The sequence below is a fragment of the Kitasatospora sp. NPDC004615 genome (assembly GCF_042873545.1).
Lineage (GTDB): Bacteria > Actinomycetota > Actinomycetes > Streptomycetales > Streptomycetaceae > Kitasatospora.
On sequence record NZ_JBIALQ010000006.1, the window covers coordinates 97,885 to 111,861 of the forward strand.

A 13,977-nucleotide genomic window follows, 5' to 3' on the forward strand; every position below is an offset into this window, starting at 1 on the left:
GAGAGTTATCCACAGGCCCGAGTTATCCACAGGGGCGGGCCAATTTCCAGACCGCACGTCAGGCCGGTCCTACTGTCCTCGCCATGAGGACCATCACCACACCCCAAGCCCGCCGCCGTCAGACCGTCGCCACTGCCCGAGCCCGCCTCGGTCTGCTCTTCCCGCCCGTCCAGCCCGCCGACCTCGGCCCGCCTGGGCCGACCGCCGAGTCGGTGCCCCAGGCTTTGGAGACCGCAGGGGCAGCCGAAGTGGACAGCGGCGAGTTGTCAGCGCTCGCGGTCCGTGCGGCGGTCAGTGCTGCTCCCGAGCCGGAGCGGGCAGTGGTACGTGCGACGTCCGCTCCCGATCCACCGTACGCACTGTCATCGCCGCAAATCCTGGCGATGTACGGAGTATCGGCGCGCTCGGCAGGTACGGCCGCTCGAAGCTTCACCGATCCGACGGTCGGGCTGCCCGCAGTTCAGCCCGGTGCGATTCCGGAGCGAGACCCGCCTGTCGCCGCATCCGACGCCGACTCGCTGCCGCCCCCTGTTCCTGACGCCCCGCTGGGGAACTGGGCCGACCTCCAGGCGGATCCGGATCCGCCGCCTCAGTCCGATGCCCCGTCAGCTCCTGAACCGGTCGGAGCGGCCCGCCGCGCTGACCAGCCGGGACTGCCGCTTCGGTTCCGGCTTCCCGGAGCCTTCGCCTTCGACCGCCGCGCTGTTATCGGCCTCTCCGTCCTCCTCGTCCTTGCCATCGGCTACGCCGCACAGCACTTCTGGTTGGGCCGGCCACACCCCGTTGCCGTCCCCGCCATTTCCATCACCGAATCCACCACCGACCGTGCGACGGAAGGAGTACCCACACACCAGCCAGCCGGACCGTCACTGGTCGTCGACATCGCCGGCAAGGTTCAGGATCCCGGCCTACGAACCCTCCCCGCAGGTTCACGGGTCGCCGATGCCCTGACCGCCGCCGGCGGCCCGATCCCCGGAACGGACACCAGCCTGCTCAACCTTGCCCGCCCACTCACTGATGGAGAACAGATCCTCGTAGGTGTCGAAAATCCGACCGGCGGAGCTCCTGCCGCTCCTGCCGGACCAGTCAGCCTCAACCACTCCAGCGCCGAGCAGCTCGACTCACTGCCCGGCGTAGGGCCGGCCCTGGCCCAGCGCATCCTCCAGTACCGCCTGACACACGGCCCCTTCCAGTCCCTCGACCAACTTCGCCACGTCTCCGGCATCGGCCCCCGAAAGTACGAGGACCTCAAACCGCTCCTGACGCTCTGACACCCAACCCTTTTCCTGCCAGGAGGTGTCCCATGAACTAGCTCCCGACTTGCTGAGCGAAGCCGCGCGTCGCTACCCGCCGAGGGAAACGTGGCCGCTCATCCGACGCTCTGTCCAGGCCCAACCCGCCGTCTCCCACCACTCGACTGTCAGACATGGGACTGCTGGTCCCTCGTACAGCCCGGTTGGTGTGGCATGGCCGTTCCGTTGCGCCACCAGCCTCTAAATCAACAAGTCGACCAACGAACATGCCGAGAGGAGGCGCCCCAATGCCGGCCCTGCCCTCCACCGTCCCCGACCGAACCGACTACCGGCTCCTCCTCCTGGCCATCACCGCCTGGCTGGTCACAGCCCTCGCCCTCGACCTGGACGCGAGACACCACCCGGCGCTACTCCTGAGCGCCTTGATGGGCGGCGTGATCGCCTCCGGCCTCCTCACTTCGAAAGGACCTCGCCGCTCGATTCACCGACTCGGAGCCGCCGTCCTGCTCACCGCCGCAACGGCGGCGACCACCACAGTCCTCCACACCGCCGACCTGCACCGGGGCCCGCTGCCTGCCCTGGCCCATCCAGCGCTGACGCCCGCCCGGGGAGAGCCGGACTCCCCGGGCGGCTTGGAGAAGCCGCCGGATGCGGACGAGCAGTCCGCGCCGCCTCGCTCCGGGGGAGGCCGAACTGCCAAGCCGGAGATCACCGTTGAGGCGACCATCACCGGTGACCCCAAGTTTCACGGGGCGCATACCAAGGGCAGCGCCCTCTCCCAACCGACCCTCACCATCTCCGCTCTCGTTACCCGCGTCCTCCCACTCGCCAGTGCCGAGCAGGCTGACGCGGTGCCCACAGTGACCAGAACGCCTGTCACGCTCCTCATCCGGACTCAGGACGCGGAGCAGTGGCAGCAACTGGTTCCGTCCACTCAATTGGGGTTCCAGGCAGAGGTGTTGCCGGAGCGGCAGGCGAGCCCGTCCACGGGCTCGGCAGCACGACCTCGGACGGATTCGGCGGCCCTGCTCGCCCCGCAAGGCCAGCCCCGGACTCTCGCACCTCCCAGCCTTCCGCAACGCCTTGCCGCCCAGCTCCGCAGGGGGCTTCGCGATGCCTGCGATCACCTGCCGCCCGACGTGCGCGGACTGCTCCCGGGACTGGTGGTGGGCGATGTGACGAGGCTTCCGGACGACCTGGCAGACGCATTCCGGTCCACCGACCTCGGGCACCTGGTGGCGGTGAGCGGGGCCAATCTGGCCATCGTCCTGGCAGTCCTGGTCGGAGGTACGCCGACCGACTCGGACACGCCCGGACGGGGCGGGCTGGCCGGGCTGCTGGGACTCTCCTTCCGTACGACAGCACTGCTCGGAACGGGGCTGACGCTGGCGTTCGTCACCATCTGCCGTCCCGACCCGAGTGTTCTCAGAGCCGCCGCCACCGGCCTGATCGGACTACTGGCCCTCGCCACCGGAAGACCGAGACGAGCCCTGCCCACGTTGGCCGGCGCCGTGCTGATCCTGGTTCTGGTGGATCCTTATCTGGCCCGCTCATTCGGGTTCCTGCTCTCCGGGCTCGCCACGGCAGGGCTGCTGATTCTCGGCCCGCGATGGACGGCCGCGCTGCGTGCGCGTCGCTGGCCGCACCACCTTGCATCGGCGGTCGGAGCCACTGCGGCGGCGCAGGCCTTCTGTTCCCCCGTCACCGTCCTGCTGGCGCCGCGGATCAGTCTGGTCGGAATTCCGTGCAACCTGCTGGCGGAGATCGCGGTCGCACCCGCCACCCTGCTCGGGTTCGGTGCGCTCGCGGTGGCACCCTTGTCGAAAGGGGCGGCGGAGTTCCTGGTGGACCTTGCCGCGCTGCCGGTCGGGTGGCTGGCCACCGTGGCGCGGAGGGGTGCGGAGCTTCCCGGTGCTGAACTCGCCTGGCCCGGCGGACTGTTCGGCTCGGCGCTGCTGGTGGTGGTCATCGTCGCGTTGGCCTGGGCACTGCCGCCGCTGCTGGGCGGGCGACGGCCTAGGCATCGGCGACCCAGGATGTGGCTCGTGGTCGCGATTGCCGTTGTGCTGCCGGTGGTTCTGCTGAGGCCGCCCGCCGTGACTCGGCTGGCGACTGGCTGGCCAGCCGAGGGCTGGCGGTTGGCGATGTGTGACATCGGGCAGGGCGACATGACTGTGCTGCCGGTCGAGCCCGGCAGTGCGGTGGTGGTGGATGCCGGGCCTGATCCCAAGTCGGCGGATGCCTGCCTTCGGGATCTCGGGGTGACCAGGGTGCCGGTCCTGATCCTCACTCACTTCCATGCGGATCACGTCGAGGGAATCCCCGGGGTTCTACGTGGCCGATCGGTCGGTGCGATCGAGGTGACCACCTCGGACGAGCCGGACGGCGAGCGGAGCAGGGTGCTGCGCTGGGCAGCCGGCGGCCGGGTGCCGGTGCTGCGCGCCCAGCGAGGCGAACGCCGAACGGCCGGTGCCGAGCTCGCCTGGCAAGTGGTGTGGCCGGCCTCGCCAATGGCCCCGGACGCGACCGGCCCAAACAACTCCAGCATCGCGATCCTCGCCACCCTCGGTCCTCCCCGCGCCCCGATCCGGGTAGCCCTGCTGGGCGACTTGGAACCCCCGGCGCAGGCGGCCCTGCTCGCCCTCGGCCTGCCGCCGGCGGTCCGGCCGGCCGAGCGGGCTCCACCGTCACCTGCGGGGACGGCGTCAACAGCGGCGCGCGACACGGGGCAGGTGCCCGAGGGTCAGACGGAGTCGGTGAGCTACGGCGGCTCGGGCGACCGCTACGGCGGCCCTGGTTCTCCCGGGCTGGGCCGGGTGGACGTCCTGAAGGTGGCGCACCACGGATCGGCGCACCAGGACTGGGCGTTGATGGCGGGGCTCCGGCCGAGGCTGGCCCTGATCTCCTGCGGTACCGGCAACCCATACGGGCATCCGGCTCCGCAGACAGTGGCCGGACTCAGAGCGCTGGGGGCGACGGTGGTCCGCACCGACAGGGTGGGGGACATCGCGGTGCTGGGGGATGCGCCCTCCCTGGCTGTGGCGTCCCACCAGCGCTCCGGCCACGGCTGACGCCAAGGCGCGCCCGGGCCCGCCGACGGCGATGGCAGCTCGAATCGATGGGCCTGGCAGGTGCGGACAGAGCGCCCGCCCGAGCGGGTGGGGTGACCTCGCTCGGGCGGGAACCAGAGGGGACCTGCGGGCCGGGGCGGGTGGGTCAGTCCTGCTCACGCCACCCGTCCTGCTCGGCGACGAGCCGGTCGAGTTCGGTCAGCAGCTGCGGTGTCCAGCCCTCGTCCTCGGGGGCCTCGACGACCACGATCCACTGGGCGTCCTCGGCGTCGTCCTCCCCGGCGAGGGCGTCCCGGACCACCTCCACGTCGCCCAGGTCGGGCCAGCGCGCACTCAACTCCTCGGCAATCTCATCCGCCGCGTCGCGGTCGGAAAGGACGAGCAATTGACGGTCATTGTTCTTGATCACGCCAACATTCTCCCCAGCCCCGTGGGCGGAACGGCGGCGGCCCCACCCCAGATTCCGCTCCGGGGGTCTGCCCTGATGGGACGTGCCGGGGCAGGCCTGTCGGTACGGCGTGCGATCCTGGTAGGCGATGGCCAGGAAGAGTGCACCCGAGGACCTGCTTGCCCCGCTGACCGTTGCGGTCGGCCAGGAAGAGCTGCTGCTGGACCGCGCGGTCGCCGCGGTGGTGGCGGCGGCGAAGGCGGCGGATCCGGAGACGGATGTGCGCGATCTCGCGCCGGGAGCGCTGCAGGCCGGGCAGTTGGCCGAACTCACCACCCCCTCGCTCTTCGCGGAGCGGAAGGTGATCGTGGTCCGGGCTGCGCAGGACCTTGCGGCCGACGCGGTCAAGGAGGTCAAGGCGTACCTGGAGACGCCGGCCGAAGAAGTGATCATGGTGCTGGTGCACGCGGGCGGCGCCAAGGGCAAGGGGCTGCTGGACGCGGCGAAGAAGGCGGGTGCGCGGGAAGTGCTGTGCGCCAAGCTCACCAAGGCGAGCGAGAAGCTGGCGTTCATCCGCAACGAGTTCCGTACCTTGGGGAGGGCCGCCAGCCCGGAGGCGTGCCAGGCGCTGCTCGACTCGCTGGGCAGCGACCTGCGCGAACTGTCGGCCGCGTGCAGCCAGTTGACGGCCGACATCGAGGGCCCGATCGACGAGACTGCGGTCGCGAAGTACTACAGCGGCCGGGCGGAGGCGACGGGCTTCGAGGTGGCCGACCTCGCCGTCACCGGTCGGGCCGCCGAAGCGCTGGAGCGGCTGCGTTGGGCGCTGGCTGTCGGCCAGCCGCCCACGGGTATCACGTACGCGCTCGCCTCTGGGGTTCGCAGCATCGGCCGACTCGCCACCGCCGGCCGGAACATGCGCCCTGGCGACCTGGCCCGCGAACTGGGCATGCCGCCGTGGAAGGTGGACCGGGTCCGCCAGCAGATGCGTGGCTGGACGGGCGACGGCGTGGCCGCGGCCCTCACTGCCGTCGCGGAGGCAGACGCGGCCGTGAAGGGCGGCTCCGACGACCCGGCGTACGCCCTGGAGCGCGCAGTGGTCGCCGTGGCCCGGGCCTCCCGGGCCGGCTCTCGCCCGTACTGAGCCTGCCCCTACTAAGCCACGTTCGTACCAGTCGCGCCCGTACTGAGCCGCGCCCGGCAACGTTTCCGAGGCGGCCCCGCCGAATCGGGTCGGGCGATCTCCCGTACCGGTCGGGCGGAGCCCCGGAGTGGGTCAGGTGGATCCGCCGAGGGTGCGCAGCAGTTCACGGGTGTCGGACAGAAGTGCGGTGCGGACCTGCTCCCGGTCGGGGGCGGTTCCTCTGCCGTCCTGGTAGGACGCGGACCAGCTGGTGTAGCAGGTCATACCGCCCTGGCGGACGTACAGGACCTGGGTGAGGTAGTGCGAGCCCGGGGCGCCGCGGTCGGGGTCGTCGAGGTAGCCGATGTAGGCCGCGTCGCCGAGGCCGGGTACCGGACTGATCTGGTAGTGGCGTTGGGCCAGTCCCTCGCGCTGTGCGTCGAACTCCGGGCGCGGGTCCACCTCGTGGTGGAGCTGCACCTGCAGGTAGAGGGTGTAGTAGTCCTGGTCGCCGCCGACCTTCTTGCGGTACTGGCCGCAGTACATCTCGTCCAGCGCCCGGTGGCGCGTCGTGTAGTGGTAGGGGGTGCCCGTCGGGACTGGGTACAGCTGGCTGAAGGTGGTGAGGCGGGCGGTGGTGCACAGGTCGTCGACCGTCCGGTAGCCGGCCACGCTTCGGGCGCTCGTTGTCGAGTCGCCGTTGATCAGTGTGGGGACTGTCAGGATGGTCGCCGCCCACACTGCCGAGGCCACCAGGGCGCCGCCGATGCCCCACCACAGTCTGTGCCGGGGACGGCCCGGGCCCGGGCCATCTGTACCGGTTCCGTTCGGGTTGTCGCTGGCGTTGGAGGGCCCGTCGGGGCCGATGGTGGTGACCGTGCCCGTTCTGACGCCTGTGGCCGGTGAGGTGCGGGGGTTGCGCGAGAAGCTGCTGGTGGAGCGGTGGCCCTGGAGCTGATGCGGCGGCGGAGTCGACATCGTTCCCCCGAGTAGTTGGTCACGCACGGGCAGTGTCAGGCACCCACGCACCCTACCTCGCTGCATCGTTCGCGCCGATCCCCTTTCTCTGCGCGGTGGTTGGACACCATGGCTGCCGGGCGGGCGGCAGTCGACCGGGCCCGGAAACGCGAACTGCCCGCCCGGTGGGGACCGGGCGGGCAGTTGGGGGAAGTGCCCTGAGCGGGTACTTTCCGTGGTTCATCTGGGTACCGCACCCGCGTGGCGAACGCAGGCCGCGTGCGGTACGGGTGGTGCAGCTCATCGGAAATCCGGGTAGAGGGCCGGATTCCCGGGAGCGGACGGTCGGCGGTGGCGGGTAGAGGGCCGCGGATTCACGCCGTCCTAGGTGGTGCCGGAGCACCGGGTCGTACGGCCGGGCCGTACGGGAAGGACCAGGATCAGGCAGCGACGTTGACGCGCTTGGTGATCGCCGACTTCTTGTTGGCGGCCTGGTTCTTGTGGATGATGCCCTTGCTGACGGCCTTGTCGAGGGCCTTGGAGGCGGCGCGAGCCAGCTCGACGGCCTTCTCGTTCTCACCGGCGGCAGCGGCCTCGCGGGCCTTGCGCAGAGCGGTCTTCAGCGAGGACTTGACGGCCTTGTTGCGCAGGCGCGCCTTCTCGTTGGTCTTGTTGCGCTTGATCTGGGACTTGATGTTCGCCACGAAAGAGCCTCAGTCTGTGTGAATCGGCAGTTCAACGGGTTGCACCGCCCGCCGCCGGTACCAGCCGAGAGGGCATGCCGAGGGCGGAGTGCAGCGGCCCACGCTACCAGGGCCGCCCCGTGCCGCCCAAACCGGACCGGCGGCGCGAACGCGACCGGTGTCCCGTCAGTCGCTGATCAGCGGCTCGCCATAGTGCTCGACCGTCGGGAACGGGTCGTAGTAGTGGTGCAGCAGCTCGCGCCAGCGTTCGTACTCGGGGGAGCGGCGGAAGCCCTCGGTGTGGTCCTCCAGGGTCTCCCATTCGACCTGCAGCAGAAAGCGCGAGGTGCGGCCGCCGTCCAGGCAGCGGCGCAGTTCGAGGGAGCGGAAACCCCGCTGGGCGGCGATCAGCGGCCGGGCCTGGACGAAGGCGGCGAGGAAGTCGTTCTCCTGGCCGGGGCGGACGTCGAGCAGGGCGCTTTCCAAGATCATGCGGAGATCGTGCCGCATGCCCGCCCGGGTGGAAAGACCGGTCGGGCCTCGGGCATGGGAGGATGGGCGGAACCATATTGATCGGATCAGAAATCGGACCAAGGTGCCCGCGACCCCCAGCAACGTGCCAGAGCCCAGCCGTACTGACCCGGCGGTGATTCGCAACTTCTGCATCATCGCCCACATCGACCACGGCAAGTCGACGCTCGCCGACCGGATGCTGCAGATCACCGGCGTGGTGGACCCCCGGCAGATGCGCGCCCAGTACCTCGACCGGATGGACATCGAGCGCGAGCGCGGCATCACCATCAAGTCGCAGGCCGTCCGCCTTCCGTGGGCGCCGCGGACCGGTGAGAACGCGGGCAAGACGCACATCCTCAACATGATCGACACCCCCGGCCACGTGGACTTCACGTACGAGGTGTCCCGCTCCCTCGCGGCCTGCGAGGGAACCATCCTTGTGGTCGACGCGGCCCAGGGCATCGAGGCGCAGACCCTCGCCAACCTGTACCTGGCGCTGGAGAACGACCTCACCATCATTCCGGTGCTCAACAAGATCGACCTGCCGGCCGCCCAGCCCGAGAAGTACGCGGCCGAGATCGCGCACATCATCGGCTGTGACCCGGCCGACGTGCTGAAGGTCTCCGCGAAGACCGGCCTCGGCGTCGAGGACCTGCTCGACCACGTGGTCGAGAAGATCCCCGCCCCGGTCGGAGTCAAGGACGCCCCGGCCCGCGCGATGATTTTCGACTCGGTGTACGACGCCTACCGCGGCGTGGTCACCTACGTGCGAGTGGTCGACGGCCAGCTCACCAAGCGTGAGCGGATCGCCATGATGTCCACCGGCGCGACCCACGAGCTGCTGGAGATCGGCGTCATCTCGCCGGAGCCGAAGGTCGCAGACGGCCTCGGTGTCGGCGAGGTGGGCTACATCATCACCGGTGTGAAGGACGTCCGGCAGTCCAAGGTCGGTGACACCATCACCTCGCAGCACAAGGGTGCCACCGAGCCGCTCGGCGGCTACAAGGACCCGCGCCCGATGGTGTTCTCCGGCCTCTACCCGCTGGACGGCTCGGACTACCCGTTGCTCCGCGACGCCCTCGACAAGCTGCGCCTGAACGACGCCGCACTGGCCTACGAGCCGGAGACCTCGGTCGCCCTCGGCTTCGGCTACCGCTGTGGCTTCCTCGGCCTGCTGCACCTGGAGATCATCCGGGAGCGCCTGGAGCGCGAGTTCAACCTCGACCTGATCTCCACCGCCCCGAACGTGATCTACCGGGTGATCATGGAGGACGGCACCGAGCACACCGTCACCAACCCGAGCGAGTTCCCGACCGGCAAGATCGCCGAGGTGTACGAGCCGGTCGTGCGCGGCACCATCCTGGCGCCCAACGAGTTCGTCGGCGCGATCATGGAGCTCTGCCAGTCCCGTCGCGGCAACCTGCAGGGCATGGACTACCTCTCCGAGGACCGGGTGGAGCTGCGCTACACCCTGCCGCTGGCCGAGATCGTCTTCGACTTCTTCGACCAGCTGAAGTCCAAGACCCGCGGTTACGCCTCGCTGGACTACGAGCCCATCGGCGAGCAGTCCGCCAACCTGGTCAAGGTCGACATCCTGCTGCACGGCGACGCGGTGGACGCGTTCTCCGCGATCGTGCACAAGGACAAGGCCTACAACTACGGCGTGATGATGGCCGGCAAGCTGCAGAAGCTGATCCCGCGCCAGCAGTTCGAGGTGCCGATCCAGGCCGCGATCGGCTCCCGGGTGATCGCCCGTGAGACGGTCCGCGCGATCCGCAAGGACGTTCTCGCCAAGTGCTACGGCGGTGACATCTCGCGTAAGCGCAAGCTGCTGGAGAAGCAGAAGGAAGGCAAGAAGCGGATGAAGATGGTCGGTCGCGTGGAGGTCCCGCAGGAGGCCTTCATTGCCGCGCTGTCGACGGACGCGGAGCCGCCGAAGGAAAAGAAGTAGTTCCCACGGTCGGCCCAGCGGGCCGGGGTCCCCACGCGGGGGCCCCGGCCCGTTGCCGTTTCCTGATGGCGAATCGACTCCGCTCCCGGGGCCGGCTGCCGGTCAGCGCAGCGTCAGCGGCAGCACGTTGACGATCACCGACTTGACCAGCCGACCAGCCGCCCCGGTCACCACCCGCGGCTTCATCGAGTCGTCGCCGTGGATCATCTGCACCAGCGCCTCGCCGCGGCCCAGGCTCAGGCACTGGGTGAGGTAGCGGAACGAGAACGGCTTGTCGGTGCGTCCGGTGAGCAGTTTGCCCAGGTAGCGGCCCTGCGGCTGGGCGGTGGCGCAGGCCATCCGCAGCTGTCCGATGCCGGGCACCTTGGTGGCGGCGGCGTCCCCGGCCACGTACACGTCGGGGTGTGACACCGAGCGCAGGTGGTCGTCCACCACGGCCTGGCCGCGTTCGGTGACGGCCAGGCCGGAGTCGGCGGCGAGCGGGTGCGGCTCCAGCGAGCCGGCCCACACCACCACGTCGGCGGGGATCGGGCCGGCCGGCGTCTCCAACCCGGCGGCGGTGACGGCCGTGACCTGGTGTGCCTCGTCCACCTGGACCCGGAGTCGGTGGAGCACCGCCAGGACGTGCGCCCGCCCACGCGCCGACAGCCAGCCGCCGACCGGGCCGGACGCCACCAGCCGGACCTGCCAGGACGGGTGGGCCTCGGCGAGTTCGGTGGCCAGCTCGATGCCGGTCGCGCCGCCGCCGACCACCGCGATCGTCCCAGGTGCCGGCGCGTCGGTGATCCGGCGGTGCAGTTCCTCGGCCTGCTCGGCCGAGTAGGCGTGCTCGGCGGCGCCGGGCACGTCGCTCCAGGCGACCCGGCTGCCGAGCGCGTACACCAGGGTGTCGTACGCGATCCGCTTGCCGTCCTCGGTGACCACCTTCCGCCCGGCCAGGTCGAGCTCGACGACCCGGGTAGCGAGGTGGTCGACCTTGCGGCCGCGCAGCACGTGGGCGATGTCGGGCCGGGAGGGCCGGCGGCCGACGGCGATCTCGTGCTGGCGGACCCGGTGGGCGAAGCGCCGCTCCGGGGCGATCAGGGTGACCCGGTCCGGCCCACGGCCGATCCCGGCGGCCGCGGACAGTCCCGCGTAGCCCGCGCCGATCACCACGATGTGCTTGCCAGTCATCTCGTCCTCCTTCACGGACCCCGCCGGGTGGCGGATACGGAAGGGGGACGGGGCACACTGCGGGAGTGTGACCGTGACCTGTGTCACGCCCCCGCGAGGTGGGTGAGCTTCTCGGGGTTCACCATCGCGTACGCGGAGGTGACCCGGCCGTCCGCGACGGTGAACGCGAGCACGCCGCCGATCACGCCCGGGCTCGAGTACCAGACCGCACCCAGCTCGCCGTTGACCAGCATCGGCACCAGCGGGCGCTCCACATCCACCGAACGCTCGGCGATCTTGCGCACCAGCCGGCCCACATGGAGCGCGCCGAGAAGCGGACGGCGGCCCGCGCTGACGATGCCACCACCGTCGGCGTGCCAGACCACCTCGGGGTCGAGCACCTCCATCAGCGTCATCAGATCGCCGCCGGTTGCCGCGGCGATGAACGCCGTCACCACCTGGCGGTGTTCGGCCGGGTCGACAATGCTGCGGCGGCCGCCGTCCCGAACCCGGCGGCGGGCCCGCGAGGCGAGCTGCCGGGTGGCCTCGGGGGAGCGGTCCAACGCCGAGGCGATCTCCTCGAAACCCACCGCGAACACGTCGTGCAGCACGAACGCCGCCCGCTCGGCCGGAGTCAGCTGCTCCATCACCGCCAGCATCGCCACCGACACCGCCTCACCGACCTCGGCCAGTTCGGCGGGGGACTCCGCGGTGCTCAGCAACGGCTCTGGCAGCCACTCGCCGAAGTACGCCTCCCGGCGCGCCCGGGCCGAACCCAGCTGGTCGTAGCAGAGCCTGGTCACCACCGTGGTCAGGTAGGCGCGCGGCTCGGCGATGCCCGACCGGTCGGCCGACTGCCAGCGCAGCCAGGCCTCCTGCAACACGTCCTCAGCATCGGCGACCGAGCCCAGCAGGCGGTAGGCCACCGCGCCCAGGTAGCGGCGCTCGGCCTGGAAGGCGTCGACGGGGCCGGAGGGCGCGGTGTCGAGGGCGGTCGGATCGGGCACCCGCCAACGGTAGCGCGCCGAACGGCCGGGGCGGCAGGCCGGTATTGATCCAGCGTCAGGCAGGTCGGTCGTGCGAACTCTGGGTGGGACGGGCGTGGGCGTTCAGCGGAACGGCCGCTCGGTGTGACGGCCGCCGTGGGTGGCGGAAGCGGGTCGTTGCGGGGTGCTAGCGGGACTCCACGCTGTGCAGCAGATCCCGGAGCAGCGTGTTCAGCTCGGACAGTCGCTGTTCGCCGAGCCGGTCGATGATCCGCTGCTGGACGGCCGTACCCGCGGCCACGGCCTGGTCGACCGTCTCCCGGCCGAAGTCAGTGAGGGTGATCCGCAGGCCGCGACGGTCGTTCGGGTCGGGGGAGCGGGTGACCAGGCCGGCCCGCTCCAGCTTGTCCAGCCGGCCGGTCATGCCGCCGGTGGTGAGCATCAGAGTCGCGGTCAGCTCGCGCGGCGACAGCGAGAACGGCTCCCCGGCGCGGCGCAGGGTGGCCAGGACGTCGAACTCGCCGAGGCCGATGCCGAACTGCGCGTAGACCTGCTCCATCAGGTCGCTGACCGCGCGGGAGACCCGGTGCACCCGGCCGAACGCGGCCATCGCCTCCGTGCGGTGGGCGAGGTCCGGGCGCTCGTGCCGCCACTGGTCGGCGATCGCGTCCACGGGGTCGTGTGCAGTGCTGCGTGGGTCAACTCGGTCCATTTCGCCAGTGTGGCACAGGGCCGCTCGGGAGTGAGTGGGTGAGCGGCGAGTTTGCTTTCGCTAATTGGCTCGACAGCAAGTAACTTGCTGCTAAGCTATCTCTCATGCGAACCGTAGCTCTCACCGCGCTCGCCCCGCTCGCGTGGGGCTCCACCTATGCCGTGACGACCGAACTGCTTCCCGCAGACCGGCCGTTGCTCACTGCGACTCTGCGCGCCCTGCCCGCCGGACTGGTGCTGCTGGCCGTCACCCGACGACTGCCCAGCGGTTCCTGGTGGTGGCGCTCGGCGGTGCTGGGCACGCTCAACATCGGCGTCTTCTTCGCCCTGCTCTTCGTCGCCGCCTACCGCCTGCCCGGCGGCGTGGCCGCCGTCCTCGGCGCGATACAGCCGCTGCTGGCCGCGGGGCTGGCCGTACCCCTGCTGGGGGAGCGGTTCGGGCGGCGGGCCCTGCTGGCCGGCACCGTCGGAGTGTTCGGCGTAGCCCTGGTGGTGCTGCGCGCCACCGCCCGGCTGGACGCCATAGGCGTGCTGGCCGGCCTCGCCGGGGCCGGGGCGATGGCCGCCGGTACGGTCCTCACCAAGCGCTGGGGGCGCCCCGAGGGCGTCGGCCCACTCGCTCTGACGGGCTGGCAGCTCACCGCCGGCGGTCTGCTGCTGCTCCCGGTGGCCGCTCTGGTCGAGGGTGCCCCGCCCGCGCTCAGCGGCACCAACCTGCTCGGGTACGGCTACCTCGCGGTGGCCAACACCGCGCTGGCGTACTGGGTCTGGTTCCGCGGTATCGGTCGTCTGCCCGCCACCTCGGTCGCCTTCCTGGGCCTGCTCAGCCCGGTGTCGGCGGCAGTGATCGGCTGGGCCGCTCTCGGCCAGTCCCTCAACGCGGTGCAGCTGCTGGGCATGGCGCTCGCCCTGAGCTCCACCCTGCTCGGTCAGCGCCCGGCCGGCCGGCCCGCCACCACCGTGGTCGCCGCCTCCACCACCGACCCGACCACCCCGGCCGCCACTGACCCGACCATCACCGACCCGACCACCACCCACCGGGCCACCGCAATCACCGCGACCATCCTGGCGCCAGTCACCACCGCCCCGGCTCTCGCCCTCGCCGCGATACGCGAGGGGGAGGCCCGCGGTGCGGACCTCCCCCAGGGCGGCGGACCGGTCGGGCCGGTCGGCCGGGCAGCGCGCTGAC

General features: G+C 70.9%; 12 protein-coding genes. 5 read left to right on the forward strand and 7 right to left on the reverse strand.

Annotated features, from left to right (window positions below):
* Window positions 1–83: 83 nt before the first annotated feature.
* Together ACFYS8_RS21580 and ACFYS8_RS21585 are read left to right on the forward strand one after the other, a co-directional pair.
* Window positions 84–1,271 carry a helix-hairpin-helix domain-containing protein gene (locus ACFYS8_RS21580; protein ID WP_387643119.1) on the forward strand — a complete coding sequence of 396 codons (1,188 nt, stop codon included), beginning with the start codon at window positions 84–86 and terminating at the stop codon, window positions 1,269–1,271.
* A 269-nt stretch (window positions 1,272–1,540) separates the two neighbouring features.
* The gene (locus ACFYS8_RS21585; protein ID WP_387643120.1) at window positions 1,541–4,324 is read left to right on the forward strand and encodes a ComEC/Rec2 family competence protein; all 2,784 of its coding nucleotides are present in this window, start codon (window positions 1,541–1,543) and stop codon (window positions 4,322–4,324) included.
* 145 nt (window positions 4,325–4,469) lie between these two features.
* Here ACFYS8_RS21585 and ACFYS8_RS21590 read toward each other — a convergent pair whose 3' ends face one another.
* The gene (locus tag ACFYS8_RS21590) at window positions 4,470–4,733 is read right to left on the reverse strand and encodes a hypothetical protein (protein ID WP_387643121.1); all 264 of its coding nucleotides are present in this window, start codon (window positions 4,731–4,733) and stop codon (window positions 4,470–4,472) included.
* Between the two features lie 127 nt (window positions 4,734–4,860).
* Between ACFYS8_RS21590 and holA the strand changes: the two genes are divergently transcribed.
* Window positions 4,861–5,856, forward strand: coding sequence for a DNA polymerase III subunit delta (holA, locus tag ACFYS8_RS21595; RefSeq protein WP_387643122.1), 996 nt, complete (start codon window positions 4,861–4,863; stop codon window positions 5,854–5,856).
* A 132-nt stretch (window positions 5,857–5,988) separates the two neighbouring features.
* Here the strand turns inward: holA and ACFYS8_RS21600 are convergent, their stop codons facing one another.
* From ACFYS8_RS21600 to ACFYS8_RS21610, 3 genes are all read right to left on the reverse strand, one after another.
* On the reverse strand, window positions 5,989–6,813 hold the full coding sequence (locus ACFYS8_RS21600) for a hypothetical protein (RefSeq protein WP_387643123.1): 825 nt from the start codon (window positions 6,811–6,813) through the stop codon (window positions 5,989–5,991).
* A 419-nt stretch (window positions 6,814–7,232) separates the two neighbouring features.
* A complete protein-coding gene (rpsT, locus tag ACFYS8_RS21605) occupies window positions 7,233–7,496 on the reverse strand; it encodes a 30S ribosomal protein S20 (protein ID WP_035862702.1) in 264 nt (87 codons plus the stop codon).
* A gap of 165 nt (window positions 7,497–7,661) precedes the next feature.
* On the reverse strand, window positions 7,662–7,967 hold the full coding sequence (locus tag ACFYS8_RS21610; RefSeq protein ID WP_387643124.1) for an antibiotic biosynthesis monooxygenase family protein: 306 nt from the start codon (window positions 7,965–7,967) through the stop codon (window positions 7,662–7,664).
* A 103-nt stretch (window positions 7,968–8,070) separates the two neighbouring features.
* Here ACFYS8_RS21610 and lepA point away from each other — a divergent pair, with 103 nt between their 5' ends.
* Entirely contained in the window at window positions 8,071–9,939 is a 1,869-nt protein-coding gene (gene lepA, locus ACFYS8_RS21615; protein ID WP_387643125.1) for a translation elongation factor 4, read from the forward strand.
* A 102-nt stretch (window positions 9,940–10,041) separates the two neighbouring features.
* Here the strand turns inward: lepA and ACFYS8_RS21620 are convergent, their stop codons facing one another.
* The 3 genes from ACFYS8_RS21620 to ACFYS8_RS21630 form a co-directional block, all read right to left on the reverse strand.
* Window positions 10,042–11,112 (reverse strand): NAD(P)/FAD-dependent oxidoreductase, encoded by a 1,071-nt coding sequence (locus tag ACFYS8_RS21620; protein WP_387643126.1) that lies wholly within the window; start codon window positions 11,110–11,112, stop codon window positions 10,042–10,044.
* An 83-nt stretch (window positions 11,113–11,195) separates the two neighbouring features.
* Window positions 11,196–12,098, reverse strand: coding sequence for an RNA polymerase sigma factor SigJ (gene sigJ / locus ACFYS8_RS21625; RefSeq protein WP_387643127.1), 903 nt, complete (start codon window positions 12,096–12,098; stop codon window positions 11,196–11,198).
* Between the two features lie 166 nt (window positions 12,099–12,264).
* Window positions 12,265–12,789 (reverse strand): MarR family winged helix-turn-helix transcriptional regulator, encoded by a 525-nt coding sequence (locus ACFYS8_RS21630; RefSeq protein WP_387643128.1) that lies wholly within the window; start codon window positions 12,787–12,789, stop codon window positions 12,265–12,267.
* A 104-nt stretch (window positions 12,790–12,893) separates the two neighbouring features.
* Between ACFYS8_RS21630 and ACFYS8_RS21635 the strand changes: the two genes are divergently transcribed.
* Window positions 12,894–13,976 (forward strand): EamA family transporter, encoded by a 1,083-nt coding sequence (locus ACFYS8_RS21635; protein ID WP_387643129.1) that lies wholly within the window; start codon window positions 12,894–12,896, stop codon window positions 13,974–13,976.
* The last annotated feature ends 1 nt before the right edge of the window (window position 13,977 follow it).

Bases quoted from the DNA above. Each gene is read 5' to 3' on its own strand.
- ACFYS8_RS21600 (WP_387643123.1), bottom strand. From the start codon at position 6,813: ATGTCGACTCCGCCGCCGCATCAGCTCCAGGGCCACCGCTCCACCAGC.
- ACFYS8_RS21585 (WP_387643120.1), top strand. From the start codon at position 1,541: ATGCCGGCCCTGCCCTCCACCGTCCCCGACCGAACCGACTACCGGCTC.
- ACFYS8_RS21635 (WP_387643129.1), top strand. From the start codon at position 12,894: ATGCGAACCGTAGCTCTCACCGCGCTCGCCCCGCTCGCGTGGGGCTCC.
- ACFYS8_RS21610 (WP_387643124.1), bottom strand. From the start codon at position 7,967: ATGATCTTGGAAAGCGCCCTGCTCGACGTCCGCCCCGGCCAGGAGAAC.
- holA (WP_387643122.1), top strand. From the start codon at position 4,861: ATGGCCAGGAAGAGTGCACCCGAGGACCTGCTTGCCCCGCTGACCGTT.
- ACFYS8_RS21620 (WP_387643126.1), bottom strand. From the start codon at position 11,112: ATGACTGGCAAGCACATCGTGGTGATCGGCGCGGGCTACGCGGGACTG.
- ACFYS8_RS21580 (WP_387643119.1), top strand. From the start codon at position 84: ATGAGGACCATCACCACACCCCAAGCCCGCCGCCGTCAGACCGTCGCC.
- ACFYS8_RS21630 (WP_387643128.1), bottom strand. From the start codon at position 12,789: ATGGACCGAGTTGACCCACGCAGCACTGCACACGACCCCGTGGACGCG.